The sequence below is a fragment of the Corynebacterium sp. HMSC29G08 genome (assembly GCF_001806875.1).
Lineage (GTDB): Bacteria > Actinomycetota > Actinomycetes > Mycobacteriales > Mycobacteriaceae > Corynebacterium.
Genome location: NZ_KV786224.1, coordinates 12,143 through 30,026, shown reverse-complemented (window position 1 = coordinate 30,026; position 17,884 = coordinate 12,143). Strand labels below are relative to the sequence as shown.

At 61.9% G+C, this 17,884-nt stretch carries 21 protein-coding genes; 6 read left to right on the top strand and 15 right to left on the bottom strand.

Annotation, left to right across the window (positions count from 1 at the left end; translation table 11 throughout):
* Positions 1-28 precede the first annotated feature (28 nt).
* Genes HMPREF3101_RS03445 through HMPREF3101_RS03435 form a run of 3 tightly spaced genes read right to left on the bottom strand, consistent with a single transcriptional unit; the run spans position 29 to position 2,196 of the window.
* Entirely contained in the window at positions 29-1,045 is a 1,017-nt protein-coding gene (locus HMPREF3101_RS03445; protein ID WP_070462588.1) for a hypothetical protein, read from the bottom strand.
* Positions 1,046-1,825 carry an ATP-binding cassette domain-containing protein gene (locus HMPREF3101_RS03440; RefSeq protein ID WP_070462585.1) on the bottom strand — a complete coding sequence of 260 codons (780 nt, stop codon included), beginning with the start codon at positions 1,823-1,825 and terminating at the stop codon, positions 1,046-1,048.
* Entirely contained in the window at positions 1,822-2,196 is a 375-nt protein-coding gene (locus HMPREF3101_RS03435) for a GntR family transcriptional regulator (RefSeq protein WP_070462583.1), read from the bottom strand. Before HMPREF3101_RS03435 ends, HMPREF3101_RS03440 begins: the two co-directional genes overlap by 4 nt.
* 150 nt (positions 2,197-2,346) lie before the next feature.
* On the opposite strand from HMPREF3101_RS03435, the gene HMPREF3101_RS03430 reads away from it, so the two are divergent.
* Positions 2,347-3,660: an NYN domain-containing protein gene (locus HMPREF3101_RS03430; RefSeq protein WP_070462581.1), complete on the top strand. Its 1,314-nt coding sequence runs from the start codon at positions 2,347-2,349 to the stop codon at positions 3,658-3,660.
* Positions 3,661-3,729: 69 nt separating this feature from the next.
* On the opposite strand, the gene HMPREF3101_RS03425 is transcribed toward HMPREF3101_RS03430, so the two are convergent.
* Both HMPREF3101_RS03425 and HMPREF3101_RS03420 read right to left on the bottom strand, forming a co-directional pair.
* Positions 3,730-4,602: a PspA/IM30 family protein gene (locus HMPREF3101_RS03425; RefSeq protein ID WP_070462579.1), complete on the bottom strand. Its 873-nt coding sequence runs from the start codon at positions 4,600-4,602 to the stop codon at positions 3,730-3,732.
* A gap of 51 nt (positions 4,603-4,653) precedes the next feature.
* The gene (locus HMPREF3101_RS03420) at positions 4,654-5,019 is read right to left on the bottom strand and encodes a thioredoxin family protein (protein ID WP_052205779.1); all 366 of its coding nucleotides are present in this window, start codon (positions 5,017-5,019) and stop codon (positions 4,654-4,656) included.
* A 102-nt stretch (positions 5,020-5,121) separates the two neighbouring features.
* Here HMPREF3101_RS03420 and HMPREF3101_RS03415 point away from each other — a divergent pair, with 102 nt between their 5' ends.
* The 5 genes from HMPREF3101_RS03415 to HMPREF3101_RS03395 all read left to right on the top strand — a co-directional run bounded on the left by HMPREF3101_RS03415 (position 5,122) and on the right by HMPREF3101_RS03395 (position 10,178).
* Positions 5,122-5,325: a heavy-metal-associated domain-containing protein gene (locus HMPREF3101_RS03415; protein WP_070462578.1), complete on the top strand. Its 204-nt coding sequence runs from the start codon at positions 5,122-5,124 to the stop codon at positions 5,323-5,325.
* A gap of 9 nt (positions 5,326-5,334) precedes the next feature.
* Entirely contained in the window at positions 5,335-5,535 is a 201-nt protein-coding gene (locus HMPREF3101_RS03410; RefSeq protein ID WP_070462576.1) for a heavy-metal-associated domain-containing protein, read from the top strand.
* A gap of 3 nt (positions 5,536-5,538) precedes the next feature.
* Positions 5,539-7,674: a heavy metal translocating P-type ATPase gene (locus tag HMPREF3101_RS03405; RefSeq protein ID WP_070462574.1), complete on the top strand. Its 2,136-nt coding sequence runs from the start codon at positions 5,539-5,541 to the stop codon at positions 7,672-7,674.
* Positions 7,671-8,969, top strand: coding sequence for an MFS transporter (locus HMPREF3101_RS03400; protein WP_070462572.1), 1,299 nt, complete (start codon positions 7,671-7,673; stop codon positions 8,967-8,969). Before HMPREF3101_RS03405 ends, HMPREF3101_RS03400 begins: the two co-directional genes overlap by 4 nt.
* A 93-nt stretch (positions 8,970-9,062) precedes the next feature.
* On the top strand, positions 9,063-10,178 hold the full coding sequence (locus HMPREF3101_RS03395; protein WP_070462571.1) for an HNH endonuclease signature motif containing protein: 1,116 nt from the start codon (positions 9,063-9,065) through the stop codon (positions 10,176-10,178).
* Here the strand turns inward: HMPREF3101_RS03395 and dnaB are convergent.
* From dnaB to HMPREF3101_RS03345, 10 genes are all read right to left on the bottom strand, one after another.
* Positions 10,159-11,556 carry a replicative DNA helicase gene (gene dnaB, locus HMPREF3101_RS03390; protein WP_070462594.1) on the bottom strand — a complete coding sequence of 466 codons (1,398 nt, stop codon included), beginning with the start codon at positions 11,554-11,556 and terminating at the stop codon, positions 10,159-10,161. The genes HMPREF3101_RS03395 and dnaB overlap by 20 nt on opposite strands.
* A 380-nt stretch (positions 11,557-11,936) precedes the next feature.
* Positions 11,937-12,647 carry an AAA family ATPase gene (locus HMPREF3101_RS03385; RefSeq protein ID WP_070462569.1) on the bottom strand — a complete coding sequence of 237 codons (711 nt, stop codon included), beginning with the start codon at positions 12,645-12,647 and terminating at the stop codon, positions 11,937-11,939.
* 20 nt (positions 12,648-12,667) lie between these two features.
* Positions 12,668-13,357, bottom strand: coding sequence for an AAA family ATPase (locus HMPREF3101_RS03380; RefSeq protein ID WP_070462567.1), 690 nt, complete (start codon positions 13,355-13,357; stop codon positions 12,668-12,670).
* A gap of 14 nt (positions 13,358-13,371) precedes the next feature.
* The gene (locus HMPREF3101_RS03375) at positions 13,372-14,142 is read right to left on the bottom strand and encodes a chymotrypsin family serine protease (RefSeq protein WP_141737336.1); all 771 of its coding nucleotides are present in this window, start codon (positions 14,140-14,142) and stop codon (positions 13,372-13,374) included.
* 132 nt (positions 14,143-14,274) lie between these two features.
* Positions 14,275-14,727, bottom strand: coding sequence for a 50S ribosomal protein L9 (rplI, locus tag HMPREF3101_RS03370; protein WP_070462563.1), 453 nt, complete (start codon positions 14,725-14,727; stop codon positions 14,275-14,277).
* Between the two features lie 62 nt (positions 14,728-14,789).
* A complete protein-coding gene (locus HMPREF3101_RS03365) occupies positions 14,790-15,353 on the bottom strand; it encodes a single-stranded DNA-binding protein (RefSeq protein ID WP_070462560.1) in 564 nt (187 codons plus the stop codon).
* A 17-nt stretch (positions 15,354-15,370) separates the two neighbouring features.
* On the bottom strand, positions 15,371-15,658 hold the full coding sequence (rpsF, locus tag HMPREF3101_RS03360; RefSeq protein WP_180950555.1) for a 30S ribosomal protein S6: 288 nt from the start codon (positions 15,656-15,658) through the stop codon (positions 15,371-15,373).
* Positions 15,659-15,802: 144 nt separating this feature from the next.
* A complete protein-coding gene (locus HMPREF3101_RS03355; protein WP_070462558.1) occupies positions 15,803-16,216 on the bottom strand; it encodes a hypothetical protein in 414 nt (137 codons plus the stop codon).
* An 18-nt stretch (positions 16,217-16,234) separates the two neighbouring features.
* Positions 16,235-16,429: a hypothetical protein gene (locus tag HMPREF3101_RS03350; RefSeq protein WP_070462557.1), complete on the bottom strand. Its 195-nt coding sequence runs from the start codon at positions 16,427-16,429 to the stop codon at positions 16,235-16,237.
* Entirely contained in the window at positions 16,422-17,876 is a 1,455-nt protein-coding gene (locus HMPREF3101_RS03345) for a glycosyltransferase family 87 protein (RefSeq protein WP_070462555.1), read from the bottom strand. Before HMPREF3101_RS03345 ends, HMPREF3101_RS03350 begins: the two co-directional genes overlap by 8 nt.
* Positions 17,877-17,884: the final 8 nt, after the last annotated feature.

Sequence of the window (17,884 nt, the reverse complement as noted above, 5' to 3'; positions counted from 1 at the left end):
TAAAGCGTGCTTACTGTCGCTTACACGCTCAATCCGCGCCCAACACAGCGGAAAAACGCTCGCTGCGCGGAGCAAGCGAAACGCGACCTGTTACATAGAGCGCCATACACAGCAGCGCGATCGCCAGGATCACGCTGGCCAGCCCGAGCACCGGCACACCCTCCTCGGCAATAGCGCTTGGGTTCACAACATCCAGCATGAGTCGAGTTGGGAAGAAAAAGATGAAGGGCACGACCATCGCGAAGAACTCAGAACTTGGCATAAGTGCATGCGACGCCAAGCACACGAAGGCGGTGATTGCGGTGGTGGCGAGGATGGGGGTTAACGGGGCGTCGATAAGCAAAGAGATGCTCCCGGCAACCAAGCCAAAAACAGCACTCACACCAAGCGACACCAAGACCACCTGGCGTGCCCAAGCTTTCCTAGTTAAGCCCAAGCTGCGGGCGGTCGCGGGCAGGAGGCCGGCTTCCTGAAAGAGCGCAAACCAAAGCACAATGACAGGCACTGCGGCGATGAGCTCACGCACCGTCTCGTTGCCCATGTACCGACCCAGCGGATACAGCAGACCAACAAGTGCGCCGGCTCCTGCCGCCCACAGAAGCGGGCGCGCCCAAAACAGGCTGAGCGTGAGTGAATTTCCCCAAACACAAAAGCCAGTGCCACGCCCATTGCGCGCTTTCGGCTCGCCGTTTGGCAGTGCGTGTTCAAAAAAGGAGACGACAGTGAGTATGCCCAGGCCGGCGCCGAGGACACCTACTGCGTCGTGACGCATAATGAGCGCCGGCACCGCCGTCAGCAACACCGCCGGCATCGCGCCAAACAGGAACATGCGACGAGCCTGCTGGCGCGTCAGCCCAAATGCCTGCGCAACGTCCCCATCTGGCAAAAACACCAAGTACCAAATCACCGCAGCGATCACCGGCAGAGTGAGCGCAACCAGCGAACTTTCAGTTATGTCGAGGAAAAATGCGCCAACAAACGGCAGCATGACGAAAAACCGCCACCATGGGCCAGCTTTGAACTGATGCCAAAAGAGTTTGAACATTTAGCTCGCCTCCAGCTGGTTCTCAATCAGGTCATCAAAACCAGCCGGGCGCGTGCGGGTGCCGGTCGGCGCAGGCTCCCCAACAGGAATCAACGTCCGCGTCTCCCCGAGAACCACCTGGTAAGCATCAGCATCCTCCGGTGTGAGGTGCGCAGAAATGCGTCCGTCTCGGCCCAAGATCAGGGCGGAATCAAGAATGCGCGCGGCGTCCTCAATATGGTGCGTTGCCATAATGATCGTCCGCCCGGAATCGGCCTGCTCAAGCAAATGGCGGTAAAACACCTGCGTGTTGTGGGTGTCAAGGCCGACGTAAGGCTCGTCTAAAAGCAGCAGCGGTGTCGCCGAAGCCAACCCCACCACAATGCCCGTCATCGCGCGCTGACCACGCGAAAGGTTGCCGTACCGATCCCGCAGAGTGCCCTCAAGGCCAAAATCTTCCACCAGTTCATCAGCAAGCCGCTGATCCCACCCCGGGTACCGCAGGGCAGCCGCCGCCAGCACATCTCGCAGCCTCCACGCCGGCGGGTACTCCACATCAACGCCGGTCAGCGCCATACGGTCCATCACCGCAGGGTTGTCATAGGGCTTTTGCTTATCGACGCCCACGTCACCCCCACCCGGCCTCAACTGCCCAGCAATCACGCTCAGCAACGTGGATTTACCCACCCCGTTGCGGCCAAGCAGTCCATGGATACCGGGGCCTAAGTCAAAATCGACGCCATTTAGCACCTCCTTCTTGCCAAAGGAGCGCTGAAGGTTTCGTGCCCTAACCGTTGTCATTTATAAAGCCCTCTACTTTCTGCAACACGGTCAATCAGGTCGTGGAGGTCGGTGCGGGAATAGCCCAGGCGTACGGCCTCATCAATCAGTGGGGCGATGAACTCGCCAGCAAAGGCATCACGACGCAGCTGGATGATGCGCTCGCGAGCACCCTCGTTGACAAACATGCCGAGGCCGCGGCGTTTGTGGAGCACGCCGGCGTCTACAAGCAAGGAAAGCCCCTTACGAGCCGTAGCGGGGTTGATCTCATGAAACTGTGCGAGCTGGTTCGTTGAGGGAGCCTGGGCGCCGGGCTGCAACGAGCCATCAACAATCAAGTCCTCCACCAAGCGCGCCACCTGCACAAAGAGCGGCTCACTCCCTGTATTCATGCGACCCTCCGCCGGGCTAGTTGGTTAGTTACTGCAGTAACTAAGTATCTAACAGCTTTTAACAAAAGACGCAAGCACGCAACAACATTTTCAGGCAGACTGGTGGGGCAATTCATATTTAGAAACGAAAAGAATCGGAATTTAGGAGCCATGCTTGAACGCACACTGGTGTTCGTCGACACGTCTTACCTGCTCGCGAGCTTTTACAACTCGTGGGAAATCGGCGCCCGTGCACAGTTAGAAATCGACCTCCCCGAGGTAGTAGCAACCCTCGGGACCATGATCACCCAACAACTCAACCAACCCGTCCACCGCCAATACTGGTACGACGGCATCCCCGACTCCGGGCCACACCGCTACCAACGGTCCCTGCGCTCATGCGCCGGCGTGCAACTGCGCACCGGCCAACTCATCGAATGGGGCGAGCGTCGTACCCAAAAAGGCGTGGACACCCGCCTTGTTGCAGACCTCGTACTCAACGCCACGCGCGAACAGTTCAGCGACTTCGTGCTCGTGTCCGGCGACGCTGACATGATCCCCGGCGTCCAAGAAGCCAGCGACATGGGCGTCCGCGTGCACCTCTACGGCTTCGGCTGGGACTCCATGTCCTCTGCACTACGCCACGCATGCGACACCACCACCATCATCGACCCACGCGAAGACTTCGCCGACTCCATGCAGCTGCAAGTCCTCGAAGGCCCGCTCCCCCCATCCATCAGGGAGCGCCCGCTTAACGACGCTGAACCGGTCGACCAAGACAACGGCCCCTGCACAGTACCCGGCCTGGGCCCCAACCCACTGCGGGCGCCGGACGAGGATGAGGCGGAAGCCGCTGGCGCCAAGGCGGCGTCTGAGCCTTCGCCAGCCGCCGTTGCTGAGGCAGCACGCAGGCAAGCCGAGGAGGACTGCGCCGCGAAGGAGCCAGCTGAGCCAGCCAAGCCAGCTGAGCAGGCTGAGCCAGCTGAGCGAGCCGACGCCTCCGAACGCGCCTCGGACTGCGCCTCGGACTGCGACGATGAGCCAACCGAGGCCGAAGTCGAAGCCACCAACCAGGCCAACAAGCCCGGCAACCAGTCCTTGACCAACCCCGAGGCGTCCGATGTGCCGAAGCCGGGCCCGAAGCCCACGCCGAAGCCGTCCATGATGGCACCGCGCAGGAAGCTGCGCTCACGCTACGTGCCGCTGCCGGAAGAAGTCTGGTCCTCCGCGGGCTTCCAAACCCCCTACGACGTGGGCCAACAGTACGCGGCGTGGTGGTTCGAAAACGCCGCCACCATGGAGCAGCGCGACAAGGCACACATGCTCTCCGGCGGCGGCCTGCCGCCCGAGATCGATCGCCCACTGCTGCAATTCGCGTGCGAGACGCTGCACGAATACACGCTGAGTGAAACCCAGCGCGTGAATCTTCGCGACGGATTCCATTCCGGCATCCGCGGAGTCCTGATCAACATCCGCCGCGACTAGCAACTACCCCGATAGCAACCACCGCGGATAAGAAAAGCGCCGCGGGCGGGTCAAGTCCCCGCCTGCGGCCTAGTTTTTGTCCGGGTTCTTGTCCGGGTTCTTGTCCGGATCAGCGCTGAGGTAGGCCTCAGCGTCAGACACGTCGGTATCCTCCGGCGCCTCGATAGCCTCCGGCGCTGCGTTCCCGGAAGCGCCCTCAGAACCGGAGCCGGCCTCAAGCTCGCCCGCCATGGACGCGCGGATCTGCTCCAAACGGCTCGACGCCGCCAGATCAGTGCCAGCGGACTCGATCTCCGCCATGCGGTCCGTCATCGAATCCTTCGCCAACTCCTGCGCACCCAGCGCGTTGGCGTAGCGGCGCTCGATCTTGTCGCGCACGCCGTCGAGGGTGGGCACGCTATCGTCCGCACCGAACTGCTGCATGGAGTCCATCGTCTTGGCGGTCTGCTCCTGCATCTTCGCCTGGTTCAGCTGGCTCTCCAGCTGCGACACCTGCGCCAGCTGCTCCTGGAGGCGCGCCTCCGACTGCTTCTGGTGCGCCTGCGCCTCACGCGCCGCCTGCTCAGCAGAGGCGTACGCCTGCTTCGTCTGCTCAAGCTCCTGCTCCACAGACACAAGCTGGGACGCCAAGACCTCCGCAGTCGCATTGAACTGCTGCGCCTTCTCCGCGTCACCAGCACCCGTGGCCTTATCGGCCGCCTGGAGTGCCGTGCGCGTCTTCGCCTGCAGGTCCTCCTGGGACTTAATCAGACGCTCCAGCTTCATCTGCAGCTGATTGCGGTTTCCGATAATCGACGCAGCCTGCTGCGAAATCTCCTGATGATTCTTCTTCGCCTGTGCAACCGCCTGCTGAATCTGCACTCGAGGATCTGCATTTTCGTCGATCTTCGAGTCAAACGATTGCATCATGTACTTCCAACCCTTGGTAAATGGGTTAGCCATGGGGGACACCTTTCGTCGATAAGCAAGAATGCCCCACCGAGTGTACGGAAACTACTCGCCCGCCTGCTGCTGCTCAATCTGGCGACGGACCTCATCCATGTCCAAAGCCTTGACCTGATCAACCAGGTCAGCAAAGGCAGCCTCCGGCAGCGCACCCGCATTGCGGAACACCAAAATGCCGTCGCGGAACGCCATCAACGTCGGGATTGCCTGGATCTCAAGCGCCGCCGCAAGACCCTGATTCGCCTCCGTATCCAGCTTGGCAAAGGTCACATCCGGATGAGCCTCCGAAACCTTCTCATACACCGGCGCAAACTGGCGGCACGGTCCGCACCAGGACGCCCAAGCATCAACGAAAACGGTGCCTTCGCTAACAGTGGCCTCAAACGTGTCCTCGGTTACATCGATCGTGCTCATTACATACTCCTTCGCATTGGTTTGTTAAGGTGCCAACTACTTCAACCGTATCAACGTGCCCGAGATTCCCACCCGGGCATAACCTGGGGAAAGTACAAAATAATGACCAAAAATTACAGCATTTCCGGCCCGTCGACTGAAGCTGCGGTGGACTCGCTTGTTGATGAGGTGCAGCTTGTACGCGGCATCCACACCGTAGACGTTGACCTGGAAAACGGCCGCCTGACCGTCAGCGGTGAGGACTTCTCCGGCGAGGAGATTCTGCAGGCAATTGCCACAGCTGGCTATACGCTCACAGATGAGTAGGCTGGCGTCATGGCTACGAAAAATTACAAGGTAGAAGGCATGACCTGCGGCCATTGCGAGTTGAGCGTGCAGGAGGAAATCGCTGAGATCGCCGGCGTGACCGCGGTAAAGGCGGACCACGTCAGTGGTGCCGTGACGGTTGAGGGCGATGGATTCGATGATGCGGCCATTGCCTCCGCAGTCAAAGAGGTCGGCTACACGTTGGTTTAACCGATGACGCACATCGAGCTTGGCGTCACGGGCATGACGTGTACGTCCTGCTCGTCGCGCGTGCAGCGCAAGTTGAACAAACTCGACGGCGTGGAGGCTGCGGTGAATTACTCCACCGAGACCGCCACGATTGATTATGACCCGTCAAAGGTTGAAGTTGAGCAGCTGCTCTCCACAGTCCGCGGCGCAGGCTATGACGCCTTTGTGGTCCAGGACAAGGAGCCCCTGCTTGACGACGCAGCCGACGCCCCCTCCACCGACCCCCTCCTCACCACCACCGTGTGGTCTGCGATTGTGTCGCTGCCGGTGATGCTGGTCTCCATGATCCCGGCGATGCAGTTTGCAAACTGGCAGTGGGCGGCGTTTGCTGCGACGACGTTGGTGTACTTCAGCGCCGGCAGCGTGTTCCACCGCGCCACGTTGACCAACCTGCGCCACGGCACGTTCACCATGGACACCCTGATCACGCTCGGCACGACCGCGGCGTACGGGTGGTCAATCTGGGCACTGTTCTTTGACGGCAGTGACCACATTTATCTGGAAACGGTGTGCGTTGTCATCACGTTTCTGCTGCTGGGGCGTTGGTTTGAACACCGCGCCAAGGGGCGCAGTTCCGAAGCGTTGCGCAACCTGTTGGACATGGGGGCCAAGGACGCCGCCGTGCTTCGAGACGGTGTTGAGGTCCGCATCCCCATCGGGGAGCTGCGCGTGGGCGATCACTTCGTGGTGCGGCCCGGCGAGAAGGTAGCTACGGATGGCCGCGTGGTCAGCGGCAGCTCCGCTATTGACGCCTCATTGCTGACCGGCGAATCCGTGCCCGTTGAAATCACCGAAGGCGACACCGTTACCGGCGCAACGCTGAACACTTCCGGCCGCCTAGTGGTGGAAGCCACCCGCGTGGGCGAAAACACCACGCTTGCGCAGATGGCGCAGCTGGTCAAGGACGCCCAATCCTCCCAAGCACCCGTGCAGCGATTGGTGGACAAGATCTCCCAGGTGTTCGTGCCTGTGGTCATCGTGGTGGCACTGCTTGCGCTGGTTGGCCACCTGATCGCCGGCCAAGGCGTGACACAGGCGTTTAGCGCGGCGGTTGCCGTGTTGATCATCGCGTGTCCGTGTGCGCTCGGGTTGGCCACCCCCACCGCCATCCTGGTGGGCACTGGCCGCGGCGCGGAGCTCGGCCTTTTGATCAAGGGGCCGGAGGCACTGGAATCCACGGGCAATGTGGACACCATCGTGCTGGACAAGACCGGCACCGTGACCTCTGGCGAAATGCAGGTCACCGGGGTGTACCCGGCGCGTGGGTGGGAAGAAGATGAGGTGTGGGGGTTGGCGGGGGGCGTCGAGAAGCAAAGCGAGCACCCGATTGCCCAAGCCATCGCCGCAGGTACCCAACCTGCCGAGGCCACCGACTTCGTGGCTGAGCCGGGCATTGGGGCCTCTGCGCTTGTCGACGGCCACCGCATCCACGTCGGCCGCCCCACCCAGGAGCTTGGCGAACTAGCTGCCGCATTCGACGCCGCTGAAGCCGAGGGCGCGACCGCCGTTGCCGTGGAGCGCGACGGCAAGGCGATCGGCGTAATCGCAGTGCGCGACACCGTGCGCGCTGACTCCGCGGCCGCCGTGGCTGAACTCAAACGCATGGGGCTGACCCCACACCTGGTCACCGGCGACAACGCCGGCGCGGCTGAAGCCGTGGCGCGCGAAGTGGGCATCAAGGAAGTCACCGCGGGCGTGCTGCCTGCGGACAAGGTGGACGTGGTGCGCGGGTTGCAGTCGGAAGGCAAACGCGTGGCCATGGTTGGCGACGGCGTCAACGACGCCGCAGCCCTCGCCACCGCCGACCTAGGTATGGCCATGGGCGCCGGCTCCGACGTGGCCATCGAGGCCTCCGACATCACGCTCATGCACGACTCGCTGGGATCCGCCGTCGACGCCATCCATCTGGCACGACGCACCCTGCGCACCATCAAAGGCAACCTGTTTTGGGCGTTCGCCTACAACGTGCTGCTGATCCCCGTTGCGGCGCTCGGCTGGCTGGATCCGATGCTGGCGGGCATCGCCATGGCGTTTTCGTCAGTGTTTGTTGTATCTAATTCACTACGTTTGAAGGGCTTTAAGGCAGAATTTGGTGGGTGAACGAACTAACACGAACCCAACGCCTTGACCGACTACCCGTAACGCCGAAGCACAAGCGCCTGTTGTTTGGCTCCGGCATCGGGTGGGCGCTTGACGCCATGGACATCGGCCTGGTGTCCTTCATCATCGCCGCGCTTGCCGTGCACTGGGACTTGGATAAATCCACCACGTCGTGGATAGCGTCGGTGGGGTTCATCGGCATGGCGGTGGGTGCGTCGCTGGCGGGCCTGTTAGCCGACAAGATCGGCCGCCGTCAGGTGTTCGCCGCGACGCTGCTGCTGTATGGGCTGGCCACGGGCACTTCGGCGTTGGTGACGTCCGTGGGGGCGTTGATGGTGCTGCGCTTCATCGTGGGCCTTGGCCTGGGCGGTGAGTTGCCGGTGGCGTCGACGCTAGTCAGTGAGTTCTCCCCAAGGCGTGTGCGCGGGCGCATGGTGGTGATCCTGGAGGCGTTTTGGGCGCTGGGTTGGATCATGGCGGCGCTGATTGGCACATTTGTGGTGGCTGGCAGCGACAACGGGTGGCGCTACGGCCTGGCGCTTGGCGCGCTGCCGGCGTTGTACGCGCTGTACGTGCGCCTTGGGCTGCCGGAGTCGGTGCGCTTTTTGGAGTCCAAGGGCCGCCACGAAGAGGCCGAGGCCATCGTGCGCTCCTTCGAAGCCGAGGCCACACATGTGGAGCCGGTGGTTGAGGAGGTTGCGCAGCCCATCGAGGGAGGCATTTGGGGCCCTGCTTTACGACGCCGCACCGCCGCCTTCTGGACCGTCTGGTTCTGCGTCTCCCTCGCCTATTATGGGGCGTTCATCTGGATCCCGTCCTTGCTGGTGGAACAGGGCTTCACCCTGGTGCGCTCCTTTGCGTTCACGCTGATTATCACGCTTGCACAGCTGCCCGGGTACGCGGCGGCGGCGTGGTTGATTGAGGTGTGGGGCCGCCGCGTGACGCTGTCTGCCTTCTTGGCGGGGTCTGCCGTCTCGGCGTTGCTGTACGGGTTGGCCAGCGCCGAGTGGCAGATCATCGCCGCGGGTTGCCTGTTGTCGTTTTTCAACCTGGGCGCGTGGGGAGCGCTCTACGCCATCGGACCGGAGCTCTACCCCACCGAGATCCGCGCCACCGGCACCGGCGCCGGTGCTGCCTTCGGACGCGTCGGCTCCATCATCGCGCCACTTTTGGTGCCGCCGGTGCTTGCGTTCGGCGGCCAGATCGCCGTCTTTGGGGTGTTCGCGGTTGCGTTCGGGCTAGCCTGCGCGGCGGCTTTTTCGCTGCCTGAGCAAAAAGGTCAACCGCTGATCTAAACAGGCGATTGTGGATAACTCGCCGCCAGTTATCCACAGACGCCTTCCTTCCAGGCCTTTTCAAAGGTTGCGCAGTACTTTACAGTGCTCGCCATGACCCCGTTTGAGACCGCACTTGCAGCGCTTGGCGTCGACGCCGTTGTCGGCTTCGACCGCGCTGTTGCGCTCGAACGCGGATTCAGCACCAAGCAGGCCAGCGACTGGCAACGCGTCCACGACGCCTACTTCGGCCCCACCCGACACCGCCGCCTCCAGCGCGACGCCCTCGCCCTTGCCCGGCACGGCGGCTTTCTCATGGAGCAGCTGATCTACATCGAGCGCCAAGTGGCCAGCGCCCGCAGCGCCGGCAACGCCAGCAGTGGCACAGCAACAGCCGACACGTACGCCCTGCGCATGAAGTTCCTCGAACGCCCACGCAGCGCCCAAGGCCTGCGCGCCCTGGCTAAAGAGCTGGTGCAACGCGAGGAGAAGCCGTACGTGAAGCGGGCGCGGTTCAGCATGTCGCGTTGCGGCACCCGCACCTTCACCGTTGCCGGTTCGCAGCGTCACCTCGCGGACCTTGAAGCCAGGCTTCGCCAAGGCATCGACCCGGACCGGCCCGCCGCTGAACAGATGGCGGAAAACTTCATGGACCTCATCTTCGGCGAGCAACCCGCCGTCGCAGCCGCAGCACCGCAGCCGGTCGTTCTCGTCCCCCTCGACCAGCATCTGACAATCCTCGCCGGCGAAGGCGACGAAGTAGTACTCGGGCTTAGCGACGGCACCACCATCACCGGAGCCGAATACCTCACGCTCCACCACGGACGCGAACTACAAGTGGCTCTGTTTCATCCGGAAGAGGGCGCGGTGAATGCTTACCGTGGGCGTCGATACGCAAATGCGAAACAGCGCAAACTAGCAACGCTGGTCTCCCCCGTCTGCCCCGTCCCAGACTGTCGACACAGCGCCCAACACTGCCAAGTCCACCACATCAAAGCGTGGAAACACGGCGGCGAAACCAACATCAATAACCTGGCCATGCTGTGCCCGTACCACAACCAAATCAACGACGATGACCGGCGCGTACGTAAGCGGCGCGCCGGCCGCATCGCCATGCAACGCGGGCGGCCAGTGTGGATCTCACCCCGCGGCTACCCAGTGCCCAACAGCTACCACCCCTACTCCGCAATGGAGCTCTTGTTCGGGGCGGCTAGCCGTGCGCCATATTGACAAAGCGCGAGTAGTGCAGCTGGTGCGCCACCGGGATCGTGTCAATCGGGCCACCGCGGTGCTTGGCCACGATGATGTCGGCTTCGCCGGCGCGCTCGTCATCACGATCCTGCGAATCCGGACGGTACAGCAAAAACACCATGTCCGCGTCCTGCTCAAGCGAACCCGACTCACGCAAATCAGCAAGCTGCGGCTTCTTGTCCGTACGTGACTCCGGGCCACGGTTCAGCTGCGAAATCGCGATCACAGGCACCTCCAGCTCCTTCGCCAACAGCTTCAGGTGACGAGAAAACTCCGAGACCTCCTGCTGACGCGACTCCACCTTCTTGCCAGAGCTCATCAGCTGCAGGTAGTCCAACACCACAAGGTCCAGGCCGTGCTGACGCTTCAACGCGCGAGCCTTGGAGCGGATTTCCATCATGGTGAGGTTTGGGGAGTCGTCGATAAACAGCGGGGCGTCCTGGATCTCCGTCAGACGCTTGGTCAACTTCTCCCAGTCGCGCTCCTCCATCTGGCCCGAGCGCATCGACGACAACTTGATCTCCGTCTCCGCCGACAACAAACGCATGATGATCTCGGATGCACTCATCTCCAGCGAAAAGATCACGCTGGTCTTGTTGTGGTGAATCGAACACGAACGCATAAAATCCAACGCCAGCGTGGACTTACCCACGCCCGGACGTGCCGCGATGATCACCATCTGGCCGGCATGTAGGCCGTTGGTCAGGTTGTCCAGGTCAATGAAGCCCGTGGGCACACCTTGGTCAAGGGCGCCGCCGGCGGCGATTTGCGTTAGTTCGTCGATAGTCGGCTTGAGTAGCTCGGATAGCGCGCGGTAGTCCTGGCCAGCGTCGTTACGAGTAATGGCGAAGACTTCCTGCTGCGCGCGGTCTACAAGCGCCTCAACCTCCATGCCTTCTTCGCCCTCGTACCCAAGTTGGGCGACGTGCGTACCGGCGTTGACCAGTTGGCGGAGAATCGATTTCTCCTCCACGATATTGGCGTAGTACAGGGCGTTTGCTGCTGTGGGCACCTCAGAAATCAACGTGTGCAGATACGGCGCACCACCGACGCGCTCCAGCTGGTTGAAGCGGTCTAGGCGCCCGGCGACGATCAGGACGTCGATCTCGCTGGCGTCCGAGTACAGATCCACAATCGCGTTGAAGATCAACTGGTTGGCCGGGAAGTAGAAGTCATCCGAACGTAGCTTGTCCACCACGTCGATGACTACGTCCTGGTTCAGCAACATCGCGCCGAGTACGGAGCGTTCCGCACGCTCGTCATGCGGCGGGGTGCGGTACTCGGAAGTTTGCGAGTTCTGCCAGTTTTGCTTACCCCGTTCGTAGCGCGAAGAGCCCGTCCGCGGTTGATAATCCATGTCATCCGCAGGCTCTGGCGGCAAGACGTAATCGTCTTCAAAACTGTTGTTGGCGGCCACGATGATCCCCTTTCACTGTGTGTAAAACACTACCCCACACAGAGTTATCCACAGGCCCTGTGGACAACTTTGCGTAATGCGTGTGAGTTGTCCACAGCTACCCCACCAGGCCTGTGGAATTCTTGTGGAGACACGCCGATAAAAACCCACACGACAGCACATTTTCGCAGCGCAATCCATATACATGCACAACCAGACTACAACGGAGTAGCGGGGGATAGTTCCCCTGACCACGGAGTTTGACAATCCCATTTTCGACACTCAAATCAGCGACATGCCGCGTGTACTGCCGTTTTTATGCGTTACTTATCCACAATTGTTCACAGGGGTGGCTCGGGGGTGCAATCGCCCTCTTCGCCCTCTTCGCCCGCAGCCCACTCGGCCATGTACTCGGCGATCCCGTGCGGGTCCGCAAGAAAATCGCGCATCGCCCGAAACGCAAAGGTGGCCTCCACCGCCACGCCGCGAGTCATGCTGTGCTCGCCCACTTCCACAATTTCCGCGCCCGGCACTCCCAGCAGGATTGGCGAGTGCGTCACCATCACCACCTGCGTATCCGGCCGCCCCAGCGCGTGCAGTTGCGCAAGCAGCGCCATTTGGGAGATGGCGGAAAGACCTGACTCGGGCTCATCAAGCAGGTAGAGCGCGTTAGGCTCCATCCGCGACGTCACCTCTAACACGGACTCCCCGTGCGAGCACCCACCGAACTGCGTGATCGCCGTGTGCGTCTCCCCACGCAGAAAGTACCCGGCGACTTTCGCCCGCGCCCCAGTGGCAAGCGTCAGCGCACCAAACATCGGGTCATGAGCCCCAGGCTTATCGACGCCCCACGCCCCACCCTCAACCGCAAACCCCCAAGCCCTGGCAACCCCCTCCAACAGCGTCGATTTCCCCACCCCGTTGCGGCCGCTAAACACCGTAATCGGCTGGCGGAAATCGAAACCGAACTCCGCCACGTGCGCAATCGCGGGCGTAGCCAGGGCCCACGCGGGTGCTTTCGCAGCGTCGACGGAGATACGGTTAATAAACATCAACTACAAAGACTAGAGCCTCACACGGGTTCCGTGAGGTAGGCGGCAATACCTGTTGGGTCATTGATGAATTCGCGGGTGGCGATGAGGGGCTCGCAGGCGTCGAAAAGCAAAGGCTCCAAGGTGGGAACCTCAAGGATGCGGGCCTCCGGGATGGCCAGCAACACCGGCGAGTGGGTGGCCATGAGGATTTGGGCGCCGCGGCGGGCAAGCACCGTGAGCCGGCCGAGGAGTTCGAGTTGGGAGAGGACGGAGAGGCCGTCTTCGGGCTCATCAAGAATGATGAGCGTTTCCGCGCCAAGGCGGGTGCGGACGAGATCCATGATGCCCTCACCGTGGCTGCGCTGCGGTAGGCCAACCAGCGCGTCGTCGGGACCGAGGCTGGCGTGGTAGTTGGCAAGAGTCAGATAATTTTCGCCGCGGAGGAAGTAGACGTCGCGAGGGTTTTTGCGACGAGTAAGCGTCAACGCCTCATGCAAAAGCGAGTGGTCAGCCGCCTCAAAACGAGCGTGCCTGGAACCACCCGCCGCATTCGCCCCTGCCGCGATAGCGATCGCCTCGATCAACGTGGATTTGCCCGCGCCGTTGTCGCCCGTGAGGATGGTCACCTGCGCAAGGTCCAGCGGGCGAGAGGCCAGCTGGCGCACCACCGTAAGGCCAGCGGCGTAGCCGGCAACGGGGGCGTCGATACGTACGCGGGTGACAAACATCGCTCGTGACAGCCCTAACGCAGACCGGCCGGCAGCGGCAGCGCCGAATCAACCGCCAACAAGAACCCGTACGCCGTACCCGAGGCGATGCCGATGATGTTCACACTGCCATCCGGGTTCACCGTGTACACCGGGGCACCCGAGTCGCCCTGCCACGCCAGGATCGCCACCGCAATTTCGCCCGTATCCGGGTTCACATTCAGCACGCGGCCGCAAGTGCGCGAAGTGCGCCCGCCGTCTTTGCACACCACGTCCCACTGCTTGACGCTGGTCACGGGCTGGCGTGAAGCAACCGCGCGGTTCGGGTTCACGCGCTGCGCAAACTGGCTCACCGCGTGGTTCGCCCCAACAAACGGCAGATCCACATACCCGCCGCGCACCACGCCAGCGTTGACCGCATCAGGGCGCAACTCAAACCATGCCACGTCTGTCAACGCCCCGCCCAGGGTGTTATCGCCCTCGTACTTGTATCCGGCGTCCCGCAGGTCAGAAAGCATGGTGCGCCCGTCCGCCGCGTACACCCGCACCGCGCGCGCCCCACCAATCGGCGCCAAGCAATGCCCCGCCGTCACCCCATACAGCGCCCCGCCCCGCTGCGCCACCGAGTTCAGTGTGCAGCTATAGCGCGCACCGTTTGAATACTGGATGCGGATCACATCCCCTGGGTGCACCACCACCGAAGCAGACGCCGCCGGCGCCGCCAACACAGAACCAACGGCCAAAACCACGGCCAAAACAACAGCGACAACAGCGCCCACAACGGCACGCGCAGCACGAAACACCATGCCGGTCATTCTAGCCAGCACCCAGGCACGAAAAAGCCACAGGGCCCGCTCCTCACAAGCGGGCCCTGCGGCCAAAATGCTGTTGTCGTGGATTGCGTTATGGGTGGTTGACGCAATCGTCGTCAAGCAAAATTATGCTCCAACGACCTCGAAGTTAATCTTGCCTTCCACATCGTCGTGGAGAGCAACCTTCACCTGGTAACCGCCGGTCTTCTTCACAAGACCCTTCGGCACGGTGATACGACGCTTGTCCAGCGACGGGCCACCAGCAGCCTTCACCGCATCAGCGATGTCAGCCGGGGTGACGGAGCCGAACAGCTTACCGTTCTCGGCGGTGCGAACAGCAACTTTCACGCCGGTCAGCTGGTCCAGCTGATCACGCAGCTGCTTTGCGTGCTCCAGGTCGCGCACCTGGCGGTCAGCCTGGGCACGCTTGATGTCTGCAATCTGCTTCTCCGCGCCGCGGGTAGCCGGGATGGCCAGGCCGCGCGGCAGCAGGAGGTTACGGCCGTATCCGTCCTTGACCTCGACGATATCGCCAGGCTCACCAAGGTTCTCAACGGCAGCGGTGAGGATCAGTTTCATGAATCCTAACCTTCCTTCTGGTTGAAAAGTTTGAGTGTGGTTTTCGTAAAAAAGAAGAGTGTTTAGAACGGTGGCTCATCATCCATACCGCCGAACGAGTCGGACGACGGTGCGGAGTTCCACGGGTCATCCGCAGGCTGCTGCTGTTGCTGTTGCGGCTGCTGCTGTTGCGGCTGGGACTGCCCGAACCCGCCCTGGTTTTGTGCCGGGGCTTGCTGGTTCTGACGCTGGCCACCAAAGTTTCCGTTCCCGCCCTCACGCGTGGTCCGGGCAATCTTGGCGGTGGCGTACCTCAGGGACGGTCCAACCTCATCGACCTCGACCTCGAAGACAGTGCGGTTCTCACCCTCGCGGGTTTGGTAGGAGCGCTGCTTCAGGCGGCCCGTCACAATGACGCGCATGCCTTTGGTCAGGGTTTCGGCGACGTTCTCTGCCATTTGGCGCCAGCAGTTGCAGGTTAGAAACAGTGCATCGCCGTCTTCGAACTGGTTCGTCTCTCGGTTGTATGTACGCGGGGTGGACGCGATGCGGAAGTTTGCTACGGCTGCTCCGCTGGGGATGAACCGCAGCTCTGGGTCTGCAACGAGGTTGCCTACAACGGTGATTTGAGTATCGCCTTGAGCCATGTCCGTTTCCTTTGCTCTTACTTGTCTGTACGCAGCACCTTGGTGCGCAGGACGTTCTCGTTCAGGCTCAGAACGCGGTCGAGCTCTGCGACGGTGTCGGACTCGCACTCGAGGTTGAGCACCGCGTAGATGCCTTCTTCCTTCTTGTTGATCGGGTATGCAAGGCGCTGCTTGCCCCACACATCAACCTTTTCCACCTTGCCTCCATCCTTGCGGACGTTCTCGAGGAACTTGTCCAGGGACGGGGCGACGGTGCGCTCATCCTGCTGCGGATCGAGGATGATCATTACTTCGTAGTGACGCACGGACCTCATCACCTCCTATGGTCTTTGTTTTCTTCGGCCATCACCCTTGTGGCGATGGCAGGAGGGTCGCTTGGCGTCAAGCAACCTTGCTAGGGTACCCCAGATTCGGGGGTCCGCCAAAAGGAGCTTTTTGCTTATCGACGCCTACCTGTCCACACCCCTAACCAATCCCTGTGGATCAACGTCAATATCAATGCCGTTGTGTTCGAGCTCGAAGTAGCCGTCGTCGTCCCATTCGACCATGGCGTTGCCGTCGAGCGCTGCCTGGAGGACGCCTTCCACGTCTGCTTCGGTGACGTTTTCTTCGGTCAGGTCCTTTCGGGCCTCGTCGGTGTAGCCGGTGACCGCGGCGGGCAGCTCATGCTGGGCTGCGCCTGGCTGGGATGCGCCTGGCTGCGCGGTTTCTTGCTGCGCGGTGACGGTGCTGGTCACGGTGTCGGTGCTGGTGCCGCAGGCGGTGAGCGCAGTCAGCGCCGTCAGTGCTGTCAGCGCGGCAGCGGCGCCGGCCAGAGTTTTGCGGGCAGTTGCACGGGTAGTTGCTACGGGTTGCTGTTTCATGCGCCCCACGGTACAGAACTACCCACCGGGGTTGGGGGCTGCGCCGAAAACGGCCAGGGAGACAGGGATGACTGTCATGAAGAGAAACGCTGCGATGCCGAGGACGATGGCGAGGGTGGTGCGTTTTTGCGTCGTGAAGTAAAAAGCTCCAAGGAACAGGATGAATGACACCGCGATGGACACAATGCCGACGATAGTTGTGGCGTTAAGCATGGGCGGGCTCCTGCCAGTCGGCGGGGCGGGTAAGCAGCGGGTCGTGGCCGTTGTGTGCTTGGGCGACAATGTCGGGGCGGCGGCCGAAGAGTTGCTGGACAACCAGCACCATGATGGTGACGATGAGTGCGTCGCGGCAGATGATCACGATGTCGAGTACCTCGCCGGGCAGACCAAGGTTGTCGGTGCCCAGCATGTGCCACATGAGCACGGGCCAGACCATCATGTCCACCGTCATCCAGGTCAGCAGCAGTTTCCAATGCGGCAGGGCGAGCACCGCCGGGACGATAAGCCAGATGGAGTACTGGGGGCTCCACACCTTGTTAAACAGCAGAAAGAAGCCGACGATGAGGCACAACAGCTCCGCCACACGCGGCTCCTTCGGGGCCTTGAGCCCCATGATCAGCACGGCCAGACAGCCTGTTGCAAACAGCACGAACGTGACCGTGTTGAGGATGACGGGTGCGCCCTCGCCGGAGTCGAACCCAGCCCAGCCGAAGGTGCGCGAGATCACCGCGTAGATGGTGGTCCACTCCCATCCGCGGTCCGTGTTGAGACGGTTGAACTCGCCCCACGCGTCCGCATTGCGCAGGTAGACCGGCACGTTGATTACAAGCCAGGTGGCCACGGTGGCGGCGAGCATCTTGAAAAACGGCACGAGGTTGCGCTTGCGAATAGCAATGGTCAGGTACGCGCCCAGCACAAACAGCGGCCAGAGTTTGAAGGAGGTGCCGGCGCCGATCAGGATGCCGGCCAGCCACCACTTCCTGTTGCGCGCCGCCAGGAGGGCCGCGACCAGGAAGAAGATGGACGGGATATCCCAGTTGGTAAATGCGTGCATGATCAGAAGCGGAGAGCCGACCACAAGCAGGGTGTCCCAGATGCGGTTACCGGCAAGTTCCGCCACCATGCGGGCGGTGCAGATCCAAATGATGGACAAAAACAGCACCGTCATCCAGAAGTACCAACCCACCTCTGGCAAAAACCTACTGGCCACGAAGTAGGTGTTGCGGGAGATAAACGCGGTGAACTGTTGGAACAGGCCAGCCAACACCGGGTATTCCATGTAGCGCGTCAGGCCGTCTTCAACCCAGGAGTAGTCATACACAAAGCCCGGCTGGTCTAAGCCGCGCGCGCCGTAGAGCGGGACGATGTCGTTGTAGCAAAAGGACGTGAACTGGCGGTTGCCGTCCCAGTTCAGCTGCAGCACTCCATTGTCATCGGGCTTGCCTAAAGAGCAGTTCGCCTTCGACAGCCCGCCGAGTGTGAGGAACACGTAGGCGAGGGCGAAGATGGCACGCAACGGCGTCCAGAAGCGACCGCGCCCGATTTGCGCGTAGCGGCCCATCGGCCCGCCAAGGTAGTCCACCCAACCTTTGGCCAGCGGCTCTGTACGCCCGGGCTGGACGCGGTGCGTGGGATCCGGCCAGGTCTGGGTCGCGGTCATCTCGCTCC